This window comes from Amycolatopsis sp. NPDC033938, from assembly GCF_055575975.1.
The window spans coordinates 467,907-487,783 of record NZ_JBVIRO010000001.1; the positions used below are offsets into that span (position 1 = coordinate 467,907).

General features: G+C 68.2%; 21 protein-coding genes. 9 read left to right on the plus strand and 12 right to left on the minus strand.

What is annotated here, in order from left to right; all coding sequences use genetic code 11:
- The first annotated feature begins 30 nt into the window (after window positions 1–30).
- The 3 genes from ACZ5ZX_RS02305 to ACZ5ZX_RS02315 are packed head-to-tail and all read left to right on the plus strand — an operon-like array spanning window position 31 to window position 2,260.
- Entirely contained in the window at window positions 31–1,131 is a 1,101-nt protein-coding gene (locus tag ACZ5ZX_RS02305) for a class E sortase (protein ID WP_465500265.1), read from the plus strand.
- Window positions 1,131–1,286, plus strand: a complete 156-nt coding sequence (locus ACZ5ZX_RS02310) for a hypothetical protein (protein WP_005161850.1) — start codon at window positions 1,131–1,133, stop codon at window positions 1,284–1,286. Before ACZ5ZX_RS02305 ends, ACZ5ZX_RS02310 begins: the two co-directional genes overlap by 1 nt.
- Window positions 1,259–2,260 carry an LLM class flavin-dependent oxidoreductase gene (locus tag ACZ5ZX_RS02315; protein ID WP_465500266.1) on the plus strand — a complete coding sequence of 334 codons (1,002 nt, stop codon included), beginning with the start codon at window positions 1,259–1,261 and terminating at the stop codon, window positions 2,258–2,260. Before ACZ5ZX_RS02310 ends, ACZ5ZX_RS02315 begins: the two co-directional genes overlap by 28 nt.
- Before the next feature lie 5 nt (window positions 2,261–2,265).
- Here ACZ5ZX_RS02315 and ACZ5ZX_RS02320 read toward each other — a convergent pair whose 3' ends face one another.
- The 3 genes from ACZ5ZX_RS02320 to ACZ5ZX_RS02330 all read right to left on the minus strand — a co-directional run bounded on the left by ACZ5ZX_RS02320 (window position 2,266) and on the right by ACZ5ZX_RS02330 (window position 4,228).
- On the minus strand, window positions 2,266–2,658 hold the full coding sequence (locus ACZ5ZX_RS02320; protein ID WP_465500267.1) for an SCO5389 family protein: 393 nt from the start codon (window positions 2,656–2,658) through the stop codon (window positions 2,266–2,268).
- 110 nt (window positions 2,659–2,768) lie between these two features.
- Entirely contained in the window at window positions 2,769–3,503 is a 735-nt protein-coding gene (locus ACZ5ZX_RS02325; RefSeq protein ID WP_465500268.1) for an ABC transporter permease, read from the minus strand.
- Between the two features lie 14 nt (window positions 3,504–3,517).
- Entirely contained in the window at window positions 3,518–4,228 is a 711-nt protein-coding gene (locus ACZ5ZX_RS02330) for an ABC transporter ATP-binding protein (protein ID WP_465500269.1), read from the minus strand.
- Between the two features lie 131 nt (window positions 4,229–4,359).
- Between ACZ5ZX_RS02330 and ACZ5ZX_RS02335 the strand changes: the two genes are divergently transcribed.
- Together ACZ5ZX_RS02335 and ACZ5ZX_RS02340 are read left to right on the plus strand one after the other, a co-directional pair.
- On the plus strand, window positions 4,360–6,201 hold the full coding sequence (locus ACZ5ZX_RS02335; RefSeq protein ID WP_465500270.1) for a sensor histidine kinase: 1,842 nt from the start codon (window positions 4,360–4,362) through the stop codon (window positions 6,199–6,201).
- On the plus strand, window positions 6,141–6,794 hold the full coding sequence (locus tag ACZ5ZX_RS02340) for a response regulator (protein WP_465500271.1): 654 nt from the start codon (window positions 6,141–6,143) through the stop codon (window positions 6,792–6,794). The genes ACZ5ZX_RS02335 and ACZ5ZX_RS02340 overlap by 61 nt, the downstream gene beginning before the upstream one ends.
- A 176-nt stretch (window positions 6,795–6,970) precedes the next feature.
- Here the strand turns inward: ACZ5ZX_RS02340 and ACZ5ZX_RS02345 are convergent, their stop codons facing one another.
- Entirely contained in the window at window positions 6,971–8,290 is a 1,320-nt protein-coding gene (locus ACZ5ZX_RS02345) for an FAD-dependent oxidoreductase (RefSeq protein WP_465501012.1), read from the minus strand.
- 111 nt (window positions 8,291–8,401) lie between these two features.
- On the opposite strand from ACZ5ZX_RS02345, the gene ACZ5ZX_RS02350 reads away from it, so the two are divergent.
- Genes ACZ5ZX_RS02350 through ACZ5ZX_RS02365 form a run of 4 tightly spaced genes read left to right on the plus strand, consistent with a single transcriptional unit; the run spans window position 8,402 to window position 11,026 of the window.
- Window positions 8,402–9,046 (plus strand): aminodeoxychorismate/anthranilate synthase component II, encoded by a 645-nt coding sequence (locus tag ACZ5ZX_RS02350; protein ID WP_465500272.1) that lies wholly within the window; start codon window positions 8,402–8,404, stop codon window positions 9,044–9,046.
- Window positions 9,043–9,855, plus strand: coding sequence for an ATP-binding cassette domain-containing protein (locus tag ACZ5ZX_RS02355; protein ID WP_465500273.1), 813 nt, complete (start codon window positions 9,043–9,045; stop codon window positions 9,853–9,855). Before ACZ5ZX_RS02350 ends, ACZ5ZX_RS02355 begins: the two co-directional genes overlap by 4 nt.
- Window positions 9,843–10,487 (plus strand): hypothetical protein, encoded by a 645-nt coding sequence (locus ACZ5ZX_RS02360; protein ID WP_465500274.1) that lies wholly within the window; start codon window positions 9,843–9,845, stop codon window positions 10,485–10,487. Before ACZ5ZX_RS02355 ends, ACZ5ZX_RS02360 begins: the two co-directional genes overlap by 13 nt.
- A complete protein-coding gene (locus ACZ5ZX_RS02365; protein ID WP_465500275.1) occupies window positions 10,487–11,026 on the plus strand; it encodes an AAA family ATPase in 540 nt (179 codons plus the stop codon). The genes ACZ5ZX_RS02360 and ACZ5ZX_RS02365 overlap by 1 nt, the downstream gene beginning before the upstream one ends.
- Before the next feature lie 4 nt (window positions 11,027–11,030).
- On the opposite strand, the gene ACZ5ZX_RS02370 is transcribed toward ACZ5ZX_RS02365, so the two are convergent.
- The 8 genes from ACZ5ZX_RS02370 to ACZ5ZX_RS02405 all read right to left on the minus strand — a co-directional run bounded on the left by ACZ5ZX_RS02370 (window position 11,031) and on the right by ACZ5ZX_RS02405 (window position 19,867).
- On the minus strand, window positions 11,031–11,447 hold the full coding sequence (locus ACZ5ZX_RS02370) for a PIN domain-containing protein (RefSeq protein WP_465500276.1): 417 nt from the start codon (window positions 11,445–11,447) through the stop codon (window positions 11,031–11,033).
- Window positions 11,444–11,716 carry a type II toxin-antitoxin system Phd/YefM family antitoxin gene (locus tag ACZ5ZX_RS02375; RefSeq protein WP_465500277.1) on the minus strand — a complete coding sequence of 91 codons (273 nt, stop codon included), beginning with the start codon at window positions 11,714–11,716 and terminating at the stop codon, window positions 11,444–11,446. The genes ACZ5ZX_RS02370 and ACZ5ZX_RS02375 overlap by 4 nt, the downstream gene beginning before the upstream one ends.
- 91 nt (window positions 11,717–11,807) lie before the next feature.
- A complete protein-coding gene (pknB, locus tag ACZ5ZX_RS02380) occupies window positions 11,808–13,775 on the minus strand; it encodes a Stk1 family PASTA domain-containing Ser/Thr kinase (RefSeq protein ID WP_465501013.1) in 1,968 nt (655 codons plus the stop codon).
- Window positions 13,772–15,061: a protein kinase domain-containing protein gene (locus ACZ5ZX_RS02385; protein WP_465500278.1), complete on the minus strand. Its 1,290-nt coding sequence runs from the start codon at window positions 15,059–15,061 to the stop codon at window positions 13,772–13,774. Before ACZ5ZX_RS02385 ends, pknB begins: the two co-directional genes overlap by 4 nt.
- A 3-nt stretch (window positions 15,062–15,064) precedes the next feature.
- Window positions 15,065–16,528 carry a peptidoglycan D,D-transpeptidase FtsI family protein gene (locus tag ACZ5ZX_RS02390; RefSeq protein WP_465500279.1) on the minus strand — a complete coding sequence of 488 codons (1,464 nt, stop codon included), beginning with the start codon at window positions 16,526–16,528 and terminating at the stop codon, window positions 15,065–15,067.
- The gene (locus tag ACZ5ZX_RS02395) at window positions 16,525–18,003 is read right to left on the minus strand and encodes an FtsW/RodA/SpoVE family cell cycle protein (RefSeq protein WP_465500280.1); all 1,479 of its coding nucleotides are present in this window, start codon (window positions 18,001–18,003) and stop codon (window positions 16,525–16,527) included. The genes ACZ5ZX_RS02390 and ACZ5ZX_RS02395 overlap by 4 nt, the downstream gene beginning before the upstream one ends.
- Complete coding sequence (locus tag ACZ5ZX_RS02400) at window positions 18,003–19,403, minus strand: PP2C family protein-serine/threonine phosphatase (protein ID WP_465500281.1); 1,401 nt, start codon at window positions 19,401–19,403, stop codon at window positions 18,003–18,005. The genes ACZ5ZX_RS02395 and ACZ5ZX_RS02400 overlap by 1 nt, the downstream gene beginning before the upstream one ends.
- The gene (locus tag ACZ5ZX_RS02405) at window positions 19,400–19,867 is read right to left on the minus strand and encodes an FHA domain-containing protein FhaB/FipA (protein ID WP_007030429.1); all 468 of its coding nucleotides are present in this window, start codon (window positions 19,865–19,867) and stop codon (window positions 19,400–19,402) included. The genes ACZ5ZX_RS02400 and ACZ5ZX_RS02405 overlap by 4 nt, the downstream gene beginning before the upstream one ends.
- Window positions 19,868–19,877 lie beyond the last annotated feature (10 nt).

Sequence of the window (19,877 nt, forward strand, 5' to 3'; positions counted from 1 at the left end):
TGCGGCTTGGTTCGAGACTGAGGAGCTTGCGTGGCTGAGCGGGAAGAGCCGGGCGGGGACCGACGGCGGTACTCCGGACGACCACCTGGCGAGGGCCGTCCGGCCCCCCGGCGCAGGCCGGACGAGGCGACTTCGCCGCGTCGTGCCCCCGGAGAGGCGCCGACCCCGCGCCGGAGGCCGCCGGAAGGGCCGCCTCCGCGCCGCCGGATGGACGGGCCCCCGCCGCGTCGCCGCCCCGCGCCGCCGCCGGGTTCGACCGAGGAGACCGTCGTCTTCGAGCCGGTCGGTGGCGGAACCGCGACCGAGGAACGCCCGCCGCGTGAACTCGGCAAGGGCGGCGTCGCCATCCGGACGGTGGGGGAACTCCTCATCACCGCCGGGCTGGTGGTGCTGCTGTTCATGGTCTACGAGGTCTACGTGACCGACCTGTTCTCGGCGGGCAAGCAGTCCGAGGCGAGTTCGGAACTGGACGGCGACTGGTCGAAGGATCGGCAGCTGCATCCGGAACTGGTCGACGGGAAGGCGTTCGCCCGGATCCACATCCCGGTGTTCGGCGCCGACTTCAACTTCACCATCCAGGAAGGCACGACCGAGGCCGCGCTCGAAGTGGGCCCCGGCCACTACAAGGGCACCGCGATGCCGGGCGAGCCGGGCAACTTCGCGGTCGCCGGCCACCGCGTCGGCAAGGGCGCGCCCTTCAACGACCTGGACAACCTCAGCTCGTGCGACCAGATCGTCATCGAGACGCAGACCGACTTCTACATCTACAAGGTGCTGCCCTACAAGGACGAGGTCGAGGGCTGGGCCGCGGGCAAGGGCGCCGAGCCGAAGTGCAAGAACGTCGGGACGCTGCGCGACCCGAACGCCGCCGATGGCGGGCCCTACGGCGAGACCAATGGCCGCCGTATCGTGTTCCCGACCAAGGGCGACACGGTGAACCCGGTGCCGTACAAGGATCCGGAGATCATCCCGAAAGCCGAGCAGGTTTCACTGCTCACGCTGACGACCTGTCACCCGCAGTTCTCGGCGCGCGAGCGGCTCATCATTCACGCGGTGCTGACCCAGCAGGTACCGAAGGACCAGGTGGGCAGCTACGCCGAACTCCTGCCCAAGATCTCGGAGGCGCGCTGATGTACGGCTGGATCTGGCGTAAGTTGCCGGGCCCCTTCGCGGTGAAACTGGCGACGGCGGTCGTGCTGGCGCTCGGGATCGTGGCCCTGCTGATGTTCGTGGTCTTCCCCTGGCTGGAGCCCCGCCTGTGGTTCAACGAAGTGAGCGTCCAGTAGGGCCGCGGTTCGGCGTCTTTCTCGTCTCGGGGCGGTTTCCCGGTCAGGAGGACGCCGATGTCCTGCGCCGCTCGGTCGACGCCGCCATCGCAGCCGAACGGGCCGGATTCGACGACGTCTGGTTCGCCGAGCACCACTTCATGCCTTACGGCGTCTGCCCGTCCGCGATCACCCTCGCCGCGCACGTGCTCGGCCGGACCGAACGGATCACGGTCGGCACCGCGGTCAGCGTGCTGTCGATCGCGCATCCGGTGGCGCTCGCCGAACAGTGGTCGCTGCTGGACGCGGTCTCCGGCGGACGGCTGCGGATCGGCGTCGGCCGCGGCGGGCCGTGGCAGGACCTCGAAGTCTTCGGCACGGGTTTGTCCCGCTACGAAACAGGGTTCGAGGAGAGTCTCGACCTGCTGCTCGCGGCGATGACGTCGAAGACCGTCTCCGCCGACGGCGATCACTTCGCGTTCCGCGAGGTTCCGATGGTGCCTCTGCCGCAACGCGCTCCGCGCATGGTCGTGGCCTGCGGTGACGCCGGATCGCGCGCGGTCCGGCTGGCCGCCGATCGAGGGTTGCCGATGCTGCTCGGCCTGCACGCCGACGACGACGTCAAGATCGAAACCCTTGCCGCGTACGGGGATTCCGCAGCGCAGCATGTCTCGACGGTGATGTGCCAGGTGGGGGACGACGCCGTGGACGTCGTGCGGTCGGCGTTGCCGGGGTCCTTGAAGGAGGGGTTCGCCGGGCACGTGTACCTGAACGGCAAGCGCGGTCTGGAGAAGGACCCGGTCTCCTACACCGACAAGCTGTGCGAAATGCACCCGATCGGCGGCGTCGAGTACTGCGTCGACCGGCTGGGAACGAGCATCCGGCGTACCGGGGTCTCCCACGTGATCATGATGGTGGAAGCGTCCGGTACGCCGGAGGGAACGCTCGAAAACATCGCGCGCATCGGGGAAGAGGTACTACCCGCGCTGCGCTGAACGGGTCAGCAGTCGCGGAGTTCCGGGCTTTGGTTCAGCAGCTGGCCGCGCGGCGAGACGAACGCGCGGTAGCGGTCACTGTCCACTTGGGACTTCTTGAAGACGGCGACCCGGTGGCAGTTCTGGAACGCCAGCTTCACACCGAAGTGCCGTTCCAGTCCGCCGCGGATGGCGTCCGAGGCGAGTGCCCGCAGCAGCTGACCGCGTTCGGCCTCGCTCGGCGGCGGCGTCTCGTTGTCGGCGAACCCGTCGGGCGCGCCGTCGGCCTCCGCGATGACACCGGTGATCACGGTCCAGGCGTAGGGCAGGGATTCCCGGACACAGGCGACGAATTCGGCGTCGGAGACCTCCCCGCGCTCGGCCTTCTCAAGCAGCGCGGGCGATACATCCAGAGACATCGAACCTCCGAGGAAGACACAGTGAACGTGGGCCGTCTTCCTGACTACTCACCCTCGGCCCAAGTCACAAGAGAAAACGATCATCATCACCACTTTGGCGGAAGCCGTCGTCACTCCCAGCGAAAGAGCTTCGCCGCCACGACACAACTGCCCACCGCGAAAGCCGCCAAGACGGCGAGTTGCAGTGGCTGGGCGCCGGCGCCGGTCCAGGCGTCTTCGAGGGCTTTGACGCCCGGCGGGACATACGCGCCGATGTTCTGGATGGCTTCGGGCAGCAACGGGCGCGGCAGGTAGACGCCACCGAGGAACATGATCGGGAGGTAGGCGATCATCGCGATCCCGCCCGCGGCGCGGCTGGTCTTGGCGACCGAGGCGGCGATCAGGCCCAGCCCGAAGATCGCCGCCGTGCCGAGGACGAACGTGAGCAGGAAGCCGAGCGGGTGACGCGGACCGGGGACGTCGAAGAAGACGCTGCCCGCCACGAGGAGCACGCCGACACCGCCGATCGTCACGGTGACGTTGATGATCAGCTGCGCCACCAGCAGCTTCGCCGGGTGCACCGGAGTGGTGGCGAAGCGGCGGAGGATGCCTTGTTCGCGGTAGGTCGCGATGATGCCGGGGATCGACTGCAGCCCCATCATCGCGATGGTGAGCACGACCATCGACGGCACCCAGGCGTCGAGGAAGCGCATGCCGGGGGTGTCCTTGCTTTCGGTCCGGATGGCCGGGATGGCGCCGAGGATGGCCATGATGGCCGTCGGCAGCACGAGTCCGGAGATGACGAAAGACGGTGACCGGAGGGCCAGTTTCGTTTCGGTGAGGGTGATCTTGGCGAGCGTGTTCATGTCCCGTCTCCAGTTCAGTCGCGGCCGGTCAGGGTCACGAAGGCGTCGTCCAAAGTGGATTTACCGGCGCTGTCACGGAGTTCGCCGGGGGTGCCGGTGGCGACCACGCGCCCGGCGTCGAAGATCGCGAGGCGGTCGCAGAGCCGCTCGGCCTCGTCCATGAAGTGGGTGACCAGCAGGACGGTGACGCCGGTGTCGCGCACGGTCTCGACGAGCTTCCAGGTGTCGCGGCGGGCGTGCGGGTCCAATCCGGTGGTCAGCTCGTCGAGGACGGCGACCTCGGGGCGGCCGACCAGCGCGAGCGCGATCGAGACACGCTGCTTCTGCCCGCCGGAGAGCTTGCCGAAATACTTGTCGCGCTGCCCGGTCAGACCCAGTTCGGCGAGCAGGTCGCCGGTGTCGGCGGGGTTCGCGTAGAAGGACGCGTAGAGGTCGAGCGCTTCGTGGACCTTGATCTTGTCGGGCAGGCGGCTCTCCTGGAGCTGCGAGCCGAGACGCTGCCGGAGGAGGGTGTGGTCCTTGCCGGGATCGAGGCCGAGGACCGACATCGTGCCGGAGTCCGGTGTCCGCAGTCCTTGGAGGCATTCGACGGTGGTGGTCTTGCCCGCGCCGTTGGTCCCGAGGATGCCGAAGATCTCGCCCTGTTCCACGTGGAACGAAACGTCGTCGACCGCGACGTGCTCCCCGTAGGTCTTGCGGAGGTTGGTGACTTCGATGAGTGGCATGCGAAAAACGTTATGGCGCAAGGGATCCGGCCAGAATGGTGCTGAATCCCCAAGTGGGGTGGGGCTGGACCCACCCCTACTGTGGAGCTGCGGTCACTGTGCCCGGAGTGGCCGTGCGCGAGACTTTTCGCATGTACCTCACTTCCGTGCGCCGGGGCTTCGCGCTCGCGGCCTTGGCGCTGGTGAGCTGGTTGGACCTGCTGCTCGAACTGGTGGGCTTCTGCCTGCTCTGTGTCGGCCTCGTCTTCGCCTACACACTGGCGCTCGAAGGCACCCGTCCGCGCGCCGCGCTCACCCGGCGGCTGGCCGGGCGTTGGTGCGGTATCGACGTCGAGCCGCCCTACCGGCCGGCGCCGCCCGAACCGGAACGTGAGCGCGATGGCTGGTATCGAGACGGGAACAACCTGTTCAAGCGGTCGTGGTTCCTCCGATGGACCAACCGGTTCGAGTGGATCTCCGACGATCCGGCGACCGGCCGCGACCTGGGCTGGCAGCTGTGGAATCCGCTCGCGGGCTTGCTGCTGGCGCCCGCGGTCCTGCTGGCCGGGCCGCGGGCGCTCCGGCTGTACGGGAAGTGGACGCGCTGGTGGCTCGGGCCTCGCCCGGCCCGCGACGGAGACGGCTGGGTCAAGAAGAGGTTGAAGGCGCTGGGATTCCAGCTTGGCCTGTTCGCGCTTTCGGTCGCGCAGCTCGGGATGGTCGTTCCGGCACTGCTCACGCTGATCGCCGCCGCGCCACTGTTCCCGACACTGGTCGTCGCCGGTCGTTCGGTGACCGACACCCTGCGCCGCGAGGCCAGGAACTGGACCGGTGTCCGGATCGACCGCCCGTACCTGCCGGAGCCGCCGTTCCCCGTCCCGCGGGCGGACGGCATGTACCGGTACAGGCGGCAGCTGTACGACACGCCGTGGTGGCCGGCGAGGCTGGCTCGCTTGCGCTGGGCGATGTCCGACCGCGCGACCTGGCGCGACCTGGCGGCCGCGGTGGTCAACTCCCTCGTGCTGCTGCTGATGGCGGTACCGACGGCGGCGCTGGTGTTCTTCGGCTTCTGGGGTGTGCTGGTGCTCTGGGTGTGGCGCCCGATCGCCCAGTGGGCGGACATCTCGGGATCGACCACGGAGTGGTTCTCGATGGTCGGTCTTCCCGAGGCGACCACACAGTGGCAAGCGCTCGCTCTGACTCCGGTGGCCGTCGCGGCCTTCGTCGCCGGGCTGGTCGCGACACCGTGGCTTGCTCGCGCCGGGGCACGCTTCGCGAAGCTGTTGCTGGGGCCGACGGAGGCTTCGCGGCTGGGGCAGCGCGTCGAACGGCTGAAGCAGACACGGACGGACGCGTCGGTCGCGCAGGCCGCCGAGCTGCGGCGGATCGAGCGGGACCTGCACGACGGCGTCCAGTCGCGGCTGGTCGCGATGGGGATGAAGCTCGGAGCCGTCGAAGCGCTGATCGACAGTGATCCGGCCGCGGCGAAACGGCTGGCCGCCGAACTCCGGCAGACGTCGTCCGAGACGCTGACCGAGTTGCGGCTGCTGGTCCGCGGGATTCACCCGCCGGTGTTGTCCGAGCGCGGTCTCGGTGACGCTGTACGCGCGATGGCGTTGGACAGCCCCTTGCGGGCGACGGTGAACGGCGTCCTGCCTCGGCTGGAGCAGCCCGCCGAAGCGTGCGCGTACTTCGCTGTCAGCGAGTTGCTGGGTAACGCGGCGAAGCACGGTGAGGCGCGTCGAGTGTCGATCGACCTGGGATACGACGACGGCCTGCTGCGGATAGCGGTGACCGACGACGGGAAGGGCGGCGCGAACGCGGCTCGGGGGAGCGGGATTCGCGGGATTGAACGCAGGCTGGGCGCGTTCGACGGTACTTTTGCGCTGACCAGCCCGCCCGGCGGGCCGACGAAGGCGACTGTGGAGATCCCGTGCCAGCTCGACCCCGATGTGTCGTCGCCGAAGACCAGTACCTCCTCCGAGACGGCCTGACGCATTTGCTGACCGCGCACGGTTTCGATGTCGTCGAGGCGGTCGGGACCGGGCCGGAACTGGAGCACGCGTTGCGCACGCACCGGCCGGACGTTTCGGTCGTCGACGTCCGCATGCCACCGACCAATACCGACGAGGGGCTGCAAGTCTCCCTGTCGATGCGGCGTGAAATCCCCGGGCTGCCGATTCTCGTGCTCTCGCAGCATGTCGAGCAGCTTTACGCGCGCGAGCTGCTCGCCGACGGTGCCGGTGCGATCGGCTATCTGCTGAAGGACCGGGTCTTCAACGCCGAGCAGTTCATCGACGCGGTACGGCGGGTGGCGGGCGGCGGGACCGCGATGGATCCCGAGGTGATCGCGAAACTGGTGGCGGGCAACGCTTCCGACCCCCTGTCCGCGCTGACCCCTCGTGAACGCGAGGTGCTCGGGCTGATGGCCGAGGGCTGTTCGAACGCCGCCATCGCCGGGCGGCTGCACTTCAGCGAGGGAGCGGTGGGCAAACACACCGCGAACATCTTCGCGAAACTCGGCATCGGCGCTTCGGACGACACGAACCGGCGGGTACTCGCGGTGCTGGCCTACCTGGGTTCCTGAGGGGTCCCCATCGGACGAATTCCGTCCAATGAGGACCTCTCATGACCTGCCCGACAGTTGTCCACAACCGAGCCCGGCTGTGGACAACCCCGTCTGACCAGCCCGTTTCCCCTTCCCAGCCGATAGACTGAGCTCGGGGCCGCCCCCTGGGACGGGTGGGGGGCTGGGTAGGTGAGTCAAGAGCGCGAGATGCGGGTCATTTCGTCGCGTTCCACGACCTTGACGCGTTCGCGGCCGTGCGGGGCGCCGAGGGATTTCTCGTGGGCGTCGAGTTTGCCCCAGCCTTCCCAAGTGGTGAAGGGGATGCCGCGCTCGGTCAGGAAACCGAGGATCGCGTCGGGATCGTCCACCGCCGGAGCGGTCAGATCGTCGGCGTCGGCCAGCAGGCTCGCGATCGTCTCGGCCGCGTCGCCCTTGGTGTGCCCGATGAGGCCGACCGGGCCGCGCTTGATCCAGCCGGTCACATAGACGCCCGGCACCTGGTCCTCGTCGATGTCCAGCACGCGGCCTGCCTGGTTCGGCACGGTCCCGGTGCTGTGGTCGAACGGGATCTCCGGCAGATGCGACGACAGGTAACCCACCGCGCGGTAGACGGCCTGGACGTCCCAGTCGTGGAACTCGCCGGTACCGCGCACGTTCCCGTCACCGGTCAGTTCGGTGCGCTCGGTCCGCAGGCCGACGACGCGGCCGTCCTCGCCGAGAACCTCCGAGGGCGAGTGCAGGAAGTGCAGGTGCAGCCGCTTCGGCCGGTCGCCCTGGTCGCGGATCGCCCATTCCTGCAGCGTCTTCACGACCATGTCGACCTGCTTCGACGCCCGAAGCGTGGCGATGCTGCCGTCGTCGAACTCGATGTCTTCCGGGTAGACGATGACCTCGACGTTCGGCGAGTGGTCCAGCTCGCGAAGCTCAAGCGGCGTGAACTTCGCCTGAGCCGGACCACGGCGCCCGAACACGTGCACGTCGGTGACCGGGCTGGCCTTCAACCCCTGGTAGACGTTGTCCGGGATGTCGGTGGTGAGCAACTCGTCCGCGGTCTTCGCGAGGATCCGGGCCACGTCGAGCGCCACGTTCCCGACACCGAGCACCGCGACCGAGGTCGCGTTCAGCGGCCAGGTCCGCGGCACGTCGGGGTGTCCGTCGTACCAGGACACGAAGTCGGCGGCACCGTAGCTGCCGTCGAGGTCGATGCCGGGGATGTCGAGTGCGCGGTCGGCCATGGCGCCGGTCGAGAAGATGACCGCGTCGTAGAACTGGCGCAGGTCGTCGAGCTTCAGGTCGGTCCCGTAGTCGACGTTGCCCAGCAGCCGGATGTTCGGCTTGTCGAGCACCTTGTGCAAGGCGGTGACGATGCCCTTGATCCGAGGGTGGTCGGGCGCGACGCCGTACCGGATCAGCCCGAACGGCGCCGGCATGCGCTCGAACAGGTCGATCGTCACGTCGGCGTCGGACTTGTCGAGGATGTCGGCGGCGTAGATGCCGGCCGGACCGGCACCCACGATGGCTACACGAAGAGAACGGCTCACTCCTACCACGGTAAGTTAGGCAGTCCTAACAATCATTGTGATCTGGCGTACGGTCCACCTGGTGGGAGCCGCTAAGCTGGCGGCATGCGCGTCCTCGTCGTCGACAACTACGACAGTTTTGTCTACAACCTGGTCCAGTACCTGGCCCAGCTCGGCGCCGACTGCACCGTCTGGCGTAACGACGTGGTGGAAGTCGACAAGCTCGGCGAGTTCGACGCGGTCCTCGTCTCTCCCGGCCCCGGAACCCCGGAACGTGCTGGTCAGAGCATGGACGTCATCCGCAAATGCGCCGACGAGCGAATCCCGATGCTCGGCGTCTGCCTCGGCCACCAGGCCCTGGGCGTCGTCTTCGGCGCCACCGTCGACCGCGCCCCCGAACTGCTGCACGGCAAGACCAGTCAAGTCCACCATTCGGGCGGCGGTGTCCTCGCCGGACTCCCCGAGGAGTTCACCGCCACGCGGTACCACTCGCTGACCGTTTTGCCGGAAACCATCGACGACGCCGTGTTCGAGATCACAGGCCGCACCGAAACCGGCATCGTGATGGGCATGCGCCACCGCGAGTTGCCGCTCGAGGGCGTCCAGTTCCATCCCGAATCCGTGCTCACCCAGGGCGGGCACCGCATGCTGGCGAACTGGATGGCTTCGGCGGGGCACCCGGTCGCCGACGCGACGGTGAACGAACTCGAAGAGGCGACCCGTGCGCTGCAGAAGGCCGCAGCTGCGTGACCTCGCTGATCCGGCTCGAAGGAGTCGGTAAGCGCTACGGCCGCGGCGAACCCGTACTCGTCGACGTAGACCTCGACGTCCCCACCGGTCGCGTGATCGGCGTCCTCGGCTCGAACGGCTCGGGGAAGTCGACGTTGCTCAGAATTCTCGCGGCGCTTTCCCGTGAGACCTCGGGAAACGTCGTCGGCAGCCCGCGCGTCGGCTACCTGCCGGACCGCTTTCCGGCCGGGCAGCGGATGAGCGCCAAGGCCTACCTGCGGCATATGGCGCGCATCGAAGGCTATGTCGACTTGTCGGCCATCGATCCGTTGCTGGAGAGGTTGGCGCTGGTAGGCGGTCCGGACGCGCCCCTGCGGACGCTCTCGAAGGGCAACGCCCAGAAGGTCGGTCTCGCACAGGCCGTCCTGGCCGAACCCGAGCTGCTGATCCTCGACGAACCTTGGTCCGGTCTCGACGTCGAAGCGCATACCGTGCTCGGCGAACTCGTCGCCGAAACCAAGGAGCGCGGCGCGAGCGTGGTCTTCACCGACCACCGGGCGGCCGTCGTGCACGCCCACGCCGACGAGGTCCACCGGATGGACGCCGGGCGCCTGACCCGCGTCGAGACAGCGGCGAAGGCCGAAACGGCGACCAAGGTCGTCTTGCGAGGACCCGACGGCGACTGGTCTTCGGAACCCGGTGTCCGCCAGGTCGTCGCCGACGGCGAACAAATCGTCCTGACGGTCGAAGCCGGACACGCGGACGCGGTCCTGCTCCGCGCGCTCAACCGGGGCTTCTCGGTCCGGGAGGTGGCGCCGTGCTCGCCATGACCCGCTACTACCTCGCGCTGCTCGGCCATTCTCAGCGCTACCTCCCCGCGATCCTCGTCTACCTCGCGGTCAACACCGTGCTCTACACCGACCCGAAGTCGCCGTTGCTGCCGCAGTACGGGATCAGCGCGGGCTCGCTTCTGGTGGTCTCGTGCTGGCTGACCATCGCGATGCTCGACATCGAGGATCCGGTCCAGCGGCTGGTGACCTTCAGCCACGCCCGCCGCTGGCGATCGGTCCTCGGCGGCGCCGCGCTGGCCGTCTTCGGCTGCGCTCTCGTGCTGATCGTCGTGACACTGGCGTGGTCGATGATCCGATCAGGCGGCTTCCAGCTCGGCACCCTCGCCCTCGGAGCAGGAGCGCACGCGTTGTGCACGCTGTTCGGGATCGCGATCGGCCTGCCCTGCTCGCGGCTGCTGGTCCCGCGCATCGGCTGGTCCGTACTGGCGGCGATCTTCGCTCTCGCGGCCGTGCTCCTGGTCAAATGGCTGCCGCTGGCGAACCCGCTGCTGCGCGCCCTGACCTCACAACAACCACTGGCCGGTCCGTTCTCGGTCGCCGTGGTCGCGGCGCTCGCCGCGTCGCTCGTGAGCATGACGGCCGTCGGATACCTGCTCCGCCGCAACGCCTGATGTCTCGGCTGATCGTCCTCAACGGCCCGCCTGCCTGCGGAAAGTCGACGCTCGCCCGGCTGTACGCCGCCGACCACCCGCTGACCCTGAACCTCGACATCGACCGGATCCGCGGCTTGCTCGGTGGCTGGAAGGACGACGCGGCGAAAGCGGGCATGCTCGCCCGCGACCTCGCCGTGAACATGGCGCGGACCCACCTCGCGGCAGGCCACGAAGTGATCGTCCCGCAGTACCTCGGCCGCACCGATCTCCTCGAACGGCTCGAAGCGCTCGCCGGGCAGACGAGCGCGGAGTTCCACGAGATCGTCCTGCTCGACACCAAGGAGAACGTGCTCCGGCGGTTCGCCGAACGCACGCGAGCGGCCATCGAGCCCGAGCATGGGGAAGCGCACGAGATGCTGGGCGGGCCCGGACAGCTCGCGGAGATGTACGACCGGATCGTGGTGCTTGTCGCCGCGAGGCCGCGGGCGAAGGTCGTTCGGACCAGAAGCGGCCAGGTGCGGGAGGCGTACCAAGCGATGCTCGACTGCCTGGCGTGACGCGCTAGTCCGTAGTCGCCTTGGCAGGGAGGGCGATCACCTTGACCAGCGGTGCGAGGTCGGTGAAATCGTCGCCGTTGCGGGTGACCAGGGGAATTCGATGGATCGCCGCGACCGCCGCGATGAGGAGGTCCATTCGTCGACCCCGCGGCTGCCTGCCGCTGTCAAGCACCATGGCGTACAGCTGGCCGTACATGCGGGCGGCCTCCGTCGTGAACGGGAGGCAGACCATTCGCGCTTCCACCCGCTGGAGCCGCACCAGCCGGGAAGCCCGATCACGGGGGCGGGCGGCACCGTGTACCCCGGCGGCCAATTCCGCCAAGGTGATCGAACTGATGGCGGCCTGAGCGTCGAGTGCGAGCTCCTCAGGGCCAGGAAGGGCGATGACAGCTGACGTGTCGAGCAGAACCGCTTCGGTCACCGCTCCGGCTCTCCCGGGCCGCGGAGCGGGTCAGGATCTGCGGCGCGATCGACATCCGCGAAGAAGTGCTCTGGATCTTCCGCCGGAAGATCACCCAGAAGATCGATCAGCTCGCCGAACGGGACGAAGGTCGGTTTCTTACTGTGCGGCACGATATCCGCGACAGGCGCGCCGTTACGCGTGAGAACGAAGCTGTCCCCTTCTTCGACGGCACGCATGATGCTCGGCGTGTCGTTGCGCAGCTCGCGTTGCGTGATCTGCCGGACCATGAACCCCAGTGTAGCGCTTCGTAGCGACCTGTCTCCGTGACACGAAAAGGGCCCCGCACGAAACCGTGCGGGGCCCTTTCACTCCGGTCGATCATCCAGGCGGGATGATCCCACCGCGCGAACTCGACGTCGTCGGTGTCTCATCGCCTTCGACGATGAACAGCGTGATCGGCGCGTTCTTGGCGATCTTCGAACCGGCCTGCGGGTTGGTCTTGCTGACCTTGCCCGCATCGTCCCGGTCGCCGCTCTTGTCGGCCTGGGTGTCGAGCTTGCCGGTCCACCCCAGCTGCTGCAGCTGCCGGATCGCCTGGTCTTCGGTCATGCCCTTCAGATTCGGCATGTCGAAGGTCTCCTGGCTACCGTCCGACACGGACAGCTTGACCACACTGCCGACGGCGAGCTTTCCGCCGTTGGGGGTCTGATCGAGCACCGTGCCCTTGGGCTGGTCGGAACTCGTGGTGGTCACCGACGGGGTGAACCCGGCCGCCTTCAGACCGGCCTCGGCTTCGGCCTGAGTCTTGCCTTTGTAGTTCGGGACCGTCTTCAGTTCCTTGGACTTGCCGATCGTGAGATCGACCTTGGAACCCTGGTCGACCTCGGACTGCGCTGCCGGGTTCTGCGACAGGACCTTGCCGGCTTGGTTCGGGTCGTCGGTCTCGTCCTCGGTGATCGCACCGACCTTCAGCCCGGCGCCGGTCAGCGCGGTTTCGGCTTCGGACTGGGACTTCCCCTTGAGGTCCGGTGTCTTGACCTTGGACGGCTTCGCGCCGACGGTCAGCGTGATCTTCTCCGAGGTCAGCGTCACCTGACCTTCATTCGGTGCGATCGCGATGACCTTGTCGATGTCGTTCTCGTCGCAGGCGGGCAGACCGTTCACGGCCTCACCGGTGCAGGGGACCTTCTTGGTGGGTTCGAACGCGTTGAATCCCGCATTGCGGAGCGAGTCCTTCGCGGTCGCTTCGGACTGACCGAGCACCTTCGGGATCGCCTTGCTCTCCGCGCCGGCGCCGTTGAAGGCGTTGGACAGCCACATGATCAGCAGCACCACGGCCGCGAGCGAGACGACGAGACCGGCGATCAGCCAGGCGCGGCGTTTCTTCTTCGCCGCCGGGTCCTCGTCCTCTTCCTCGAACTGGTCGTAGCGCTGCGGCACCCGGCGGTCGGAGTCCATGACCTGGGTGCGCTCGTCCTCCGACATCACCATCGGCGCGGACGGCCGCTGGCCGGACAGCGTGCGGACCAGGTCCGAACGCATCTCCGCCGACGACTGGTAGCGGTTCGCCGGACCCTTCGCGAGCGCCTTGAGCACGACGGCGTCGAGCTCGGGCGCCACCGCCGGGTTCACCGACGACGGCGGATTCGGGTCCTCCCGGACGTGCTGGTACGCCACCGCGACCGGAGAGTCGCCGGTGAAGGGCGGCTCGCCGGTGATCAGTTCGTACAGCACACAGCCCGCGGCGTAGACGTCGGAACGCGCGTCGACGGACTCACCGCGGGCCTGCTCCGGCGAGAGGTACTGCGCCGTGCCGATCACCGCGGCGGTCTGCGTCATCGCGGACTGCCCGTCGTGCATGGCGCGCGCGATGCCGAAGTCCATCACCTTGACGGCGCCGTTCTTCGTGATCATCACGTTCGCCGGCTTGACGTCGCGGTGCACGATGCCGTGCCGGTGCGAGAAGTCCAGCGCCGCGCAGACGTCGGCCATGACCTCCATCGCCCGCTTCTGCGACATCGGACCTTCGGTCTTCACGATGTCGCGCAGAGTCCGTCCTTCGACGTACTCCATGACGATGTAGGGCAGCGGGCCGAACTCGGTGTTCGTCTCGCCGGTGTCGTAGACGGCGACGATCGCCGGGTGGTTCAGTGCCGCCGCGTTCTGTGCCTCGCGACGGAAACGCTCTTGGAACTGGGGATCCCGCGCCAGGTCGGCACGCAGGATCTTGATCGCCACCTCCCGGCCCAGGCGCACGTCGTGGCCATGGTGGACCTCGGACATGCCTCCGTAGCCGAGCGTCTCGCCCAGCTCGTAGCGGTTGCTGAGCAGTCTTGGTGTGCTCATCTCTGCGTGCCGTTCCATTCCGTCCAAGGTGTGCTCATCATGCCTGGATTCGCCTGCCCGGCCGATTCCGGCACCGCGGGATACGCGGATGTCGGCGGTGGGCCTTCAGGCGTCTTACCCGGTGCCGGTGCCTGTTCACTCGTTTCCACGCCGCCCGACTGTTGTCCGTTGCCCGAACCGACCAGTCTCACGATGAGGAAGGCCCCTGCCACCAGTACTGCGATCAGGATCACCGCGAGCAGCACCCACCAGCCCCATTGTGGCCGTCTGCCGGGCAGTCGCCGGACCGCCATCGGGGGCGGGCCGGTGACCGGGTGCATCGCCGGATGCGACGCCGGGCCGACCGCCACCATCGGGTTCGGCGGCGAGACCGGACCAGGCGGCCCCTGCTGCGGCAGCACGGGCGGCTGGCCCGCGGTGTAGGCGACGTTGACCAGCCCCGACGGCGTCGGCAGCGGCAGGCCCGCGCGGACGGCGGCCACCGCCGCGGCGAATTCGCCGCCGCTGTTGTACCGCTGTCTCGGATCCTTGATCAGGGTCGCTTCGATGACCGCACGGGCGCCCGGCGGTACGTCCGGCGGGAGCGGCGGCGGGATGTCGCGGATGTGCATCATCGCGACGGTCACCGCGTTCTCCGAAAGGAACGGCCGGTGCCCGGTGAGACATTCGTAGCCGCATACGGCCAGCGAGTAGACGTCGCTCGCCGGTTCGGCGTTGTGCCCGAGGGCCTGCTCGGGCGCGATGTAGTGGGCGGTGCCCATGACCATGCCGGACCTGGTCACCGGTGCGGCGTCGGCGGCCTTCGCGACACCGAAGTCGGTGATCTTCACCTGACCGGCAGGCGTGACCATGATGTTGCCCGGTTTGACGTCGCGGTGCACAAGACCGGTTTCGTGCGCGGCCTGCAGTGCGTTACCGGCCTGCTCGAGGATGTCCAGGGTGCGCTCGGCGTTCAGCCGTCCCTCGCGGGTGATGATCGCGGCCAGCGGATCGCCCTCGACCAGCTCCATCACCAGATACGCGATCGACAGTTCGTCGGCGACCGTCTCGCCGTAGTCGTGCACCGCGGCGATGCCGGGATGGTTCAGCGACGCCGTCATCCGCGCCTCTGTCCGGAACCGGTGCAGGAACTCCGCGTCCCCGGACAGCTCCGCCTTGAGGATCTTGACCGCGACCGTCCGGTCCAGTCGCGTGTCACTCGCCTGCCAGACCTCGCCCATCCCGCCGACGGCGATCCGGTTCGTCAGCTTGTACCGGTCGGCCAGCAGCTGACCCGAGGACAGCATGCGCTATCCACCCCCGAGCATCGCGTTGACGGCGGCGCGGCCGATCTCCGCGGCCACGGTGCCACCGGTCGCTTCGAGCCCGCGGTTACCACCGGACTCGACGATCACCGAGACGGCGATCTTCGGGTCCATCGCCGGCGCGAACCCGGTGTACCAGGCGTGCGGCGGCGTGGCCTTCGGGTCGTTGCCGTGCTCGGCGGTGCCGGTCTTGGAGGCGATCTGGATGTCGGCGCGCTTGCCCGCACCCTTCGTGTTCTCCTCCGACGCCAGCATCATGTCGCGCAGGATCGCGGCGTTCGCGCTGGACAGCGCGGCGTCGCCGGTCAGTTCGGTCGGGGTGAAGTCCTCGATGGTCGACAGGTTCGGCGCCAGCAGCGCTTGCACGAGCTGCGGCTTCATCGCCATGCCGTTGTTCGCGATGGTCGCCGAGAGCAGGCAGTCCTGCAGCGGCGTCAGGCGCACGTCTCGCTGCCCGATGGCGCTCTGGAACAGCGCCGCCTTCGACTCGAGCGGCCCGAGGCTGGACGAGGCCACCCGCATCGGCACGGTCAGATCCTCGCCGACGCCGAAGTTCTTCGCCGTCGCGTTCAGCTTGTCCTTGCCGAGCTCACCCGCGAGTTCGGCGAAGGGCACGTTGCAGGAGTACCGCAGCGCTTCCTTCAAGGTGCTGCCCTTGCAGGGGGCGCCGCCGTAGTTCTCCAGCGTCGTCTGCGTGCCGGGCAGTTTGACGTTGGGCGCGGTGTTGACCGGCATGTCCGGCGTCTTGCCGTCTTCGAGCGCGGCCGCCGTCACCATCAGCTTGGCCGTCGAACCCGGCGGATAGGTCTCCGAGATCGCGCGGTTCAGCATCGGCTTCTTCGGATCGTCACGCCACTCGCCCCACGCCGCGATCTGCTCCTTGCCGACGTGCGAGGCGAGCTTGTTCGGGTCGTACGACGGCGTCGAGACCATGGCCAGGATGCGCCCGGTCTTGGGCTCCATCGCGACCACCGAACCGGTGTAGCCCTTCTGCGTCATCAGGTCGTAGGCGGCCTTCTGCACGGCCGGGTTGATCGTCAGCCGCACGTTGCCGCCACGCGGGTCGCGGCCGGTGACCATGTCCGACAGACGCCGGACGAACAGCCGCGGGTCGGAGCCGTTGAGGACGTCGTCCTCGGAGCGCTCCAGGCCGCCGGAACCGTAGTTGATCGAGTAGTAGCCGGTGACCGGCGCGTACATCGGCCCGTCGACGTAGGTCCGGATGAACTTGTACTTGTCGTTCGACTGGTCGACCTTCGCGAGCGCGGCGCCGTCGGGGGTGACGATGAGCCCGCGCTGGCGGGAGAACTCGTCGTAGAGCACGCGCAGGTTCCGCGAGTCCGTGCGGTAGTCGTCGGCCTTGACCACCTGGATGTAGGTGGCGTTGGCGAGCAGGAGCACCACCATGACGAGCATGGCGACGCCGACCTTGCGGAGCGGGGTGTTCACGAGGCGCTCCCCTCACCGGTCGCGGGCGGCCGCTGGACCATCACCGTGTGCGCTTCCGCGATCGGCGCCTGCGGCTGTTGCGGCTTCGGCCGCGCGGCGGGTTTGCGGGCGGCGTCGGAGATTCGGAGCAGAAGGGCCACCAGGATGTAGTTCGCGAGCAGTGAAGAACCACCGCGGGAAAGGAACGGGGCGGTGATCCCGGTGTTCGGGATCAGGTTCGTGACGCCGCCGACGACGACGAAGATCTGCATGACGATGGTGAACGCCAGACCACCGCCGAGGAGCTTGCCGAAGGTGTCGCGGACGGCCAGCGCGCTGCGCATCCCGCGCATCGCCAGGATCAGGTACAGCATCAGCATCGCGGCGAGACCGATGAACCCGAGTTCCTCGCCGATCGCGGTGGTGATGAAGTCCGTTTTGGCTTCCGGGACCATGTCCGGTCGTCCGGCGCCGAGACCCGTACCGCCGACGCCGCCGGTCCCCAGGCCGAACAGGCCCTGTGCGACCTGGTAGCCGCCGCCGGGGTCGTCGTAGGTGGCGAGCGGGTCGATCCAGTTCCGGACGCGCTGCTGGACGTGCGTGAACAGGTTGTAGGCGATGACCGCGCCGACGGCGAAGAAGCCGACGCCCAGCACCACCCAGATGACCCGCTCTGTCGCGACGTACAGCATCACCAGCGTGACGCCGAAGAACAGCAACGACGTTCCGAGGTCCTTCTCGAACACCAGCACGCCGAGGCAGGCGGCGGCCGCGATGAGGATCGGGCCGAGGTCACGGGCACGCGGCAGCTCGACGCCGACGATCTTCTTGCCCGCGACCATGAACAGGTCCCGTTTCGTCACCAGGAACGAAGCGAAGAAGATCATCAGCAGGATCTTCGCGAACTCACCCGGCTGGATCGAGAAGAACGGCAGCTTGATCCAGACCTTCGCACCGTTGACCTCGGAAAGGCTCGACGGCAGCACCGCCGGCAGCGCGAGCGCCACGATGCCGACCAGACCGCAGGTGTAGCCGTAACGGGTCAGCGTGCGGTGGTCGCTGATCACGACCAGGACCACCACGAACAGCACCAGCGAGATCGCCGTGAACAGCACCTGCTTGGTGACGTCCGGCGTGTACTCCTTGCCCTGCTGGATCGCCCGTTCCGCGAGCGCCAGGTCGATCCGGTGGATCATCACCAGGCCGAGCCCGTTCAGGAGCGCGACGCACGGCAGGATCACCGGGTCCGCGTATGGCGCCCAGCGGCGGACCGCCAGATGCGCCGCCGTCAGCACCCCGAGATAGGACAGCCCCAGCCAGATGATCGAGCTGGTGAGTTCCTGCTCCTGGTTCGCCTCCACCAGCACGAGCGCGAGGGTCACGATGAACGTCGCGAACGCCAGGAGAACGAGTTCGGTCCCGCGCCGCTTGGGCAGCTCGCGCGGAGGGTTCGTGGCGAACTGGGCCGAAGCCGGGTCGGCGAGCGGCGTGCTCATCAGTTACCGCCCCCTGGTGCTGCCGTGGCCGGCGTCGAGCAGTCCCTCCCCGCTGGCTGATTCGCCGAGCTCGGCGAGGCGGGGGTAGAAGGGGGAGCCGCCGACGACGACACCGGTGGTGCCGGCGAAGACTCGGTAGGCGGCGCGGAAGTCGAGCTCGTGTTCGGTTTGCAGTCGGCCAGCTGCTTGTGCGGCCGCAGGAAGTCGTCGATGTACTTGCGGGCGTCGTCGAGGTTGTCCTTCTTGACGCCGTTCTTCACCGCGATACGCGCGTCCTCCTGCAGCGCGGGCACCAGCAGTTTGTCGGTGCACAGACCGCCAGGAGGGCAGGAGCCCTGCTCATAGGCGTGCAGATCGATGCCGAGGATGCTGCCGGGGACGCCGCGGTAGATCACGACCTCCTCGCCGGGACCCTCGCCGACGTAGTACTGGCTCAGCACGAAATACCGCGTGGCGATCGCCGCCGCGGCCAGCACGATCAGGACGACCACCGCTCCCGCCAGCCAGCGAAATCGCCTCCGGCGCTTGACCTTCGGGTCCTCCTGTGGTGGCTGGACCTCGGGCCGCGGCTGCGGCGCGGGCTGCGTCAGTGCCCTGGCGCGGGCGGCGGGGGAGTCGCCCTGGTGGAACTCGTCGCTGCCGTCCCCGGCGGCGCCGCCCACGATGGGCGCGTCTTCACCGAAGTCGACGTCGACCACGTCGGCGATGATGACCGTGACGTTGTCCGTGCCGCCGCCCTTGAGCGCCAGCTCGATCATCCGGTCCGCGCAGGCCTGGGGATCCGGGATCTGGATCGCCTCGGCGAGGGTCTCGTCGCTGACCATGCCGGACAGACCGTCCGAGCAGATCAGGTAGCGATCACCGGCGCGGGCCTCGCGCACTGTCAGGCTCGGCTCGACCTCATGGCCGGTGAGCGCCTTCAGCAGCAGCGACCGCTGCGGGTGTACCGCGGCCTCTTCCGGCGTGATCCGGCCCTGTTCGAGAAGTTCGTTGACGAAGCTGTCGTCTCGGGTGATCTGCGAGAACTGCCCACCGCGCATCAGATACGCCCGCGAGTCGCCGACGTGCACGACACCCATCCGCGAACCGGCGAACAGCACGGCGGTCAGGGTGGTGCCCATCCCGTCGAGGTCCGGGTCCTGCTGGACTAGTTCGGCGATGGCGGCGTTGCCGTTCTGGACGGCTTCGCGCAGTTGGGCGAGGAGATCGTCACTGGGATCGTCGTCGTCGAGCGGGGCGAGGGAGGCGATGACGACCTTGCTGGCCACTTCACCGGCGGCGTGGCCGCCCATACCGTCGGCGAGGGCGAGCAGGCGGGGTCCGGCGTACACGGAGTCCTGGTTGCTGGAACGCACCAGGCCCCGGTCGCTGCGAGCCGCGTAGCGGAGGACGAGAGTCATGGGCGAAGCTCGATCACCGTTTTGCCGATCCGGATGGGGACTCCGAGCGGGACCCGGAGGGGTGCCGTGACCTTAGCCCGGTCGAGGTACGTGCCGTTCGTCGAGCCCAGATCTTCCACGTACCAATCCTCCCCGCGCAGGGCGATCCGGGCGTGCCGGGTCGACGCGTAGTCGTCGTCCAGCACCAGGGTCGAGTCGTCGGCACGGCCGATCAGGATCGGCCTGCCGTCCAAGGCGATCCTGGTGCCTGCCAGCGCACCATGGGTCACGAGCAGCTGCTGTGGCGACTTTCCGCCGCGCGGCTTCTTGTTTTCCTTCTTCTTGCGACCGAACGTCGGAACGGCGACCCGCAGCCCGGAAGCCGCGTACAGATCCGACCGGACGACGCGCAACGCGGCGAACACGAAGAGCCAGAGCAGCACGAGAAAGCCCACTCTGGTGAGTTGAACGACCAGCTCTGGCACTTGTTGTGTC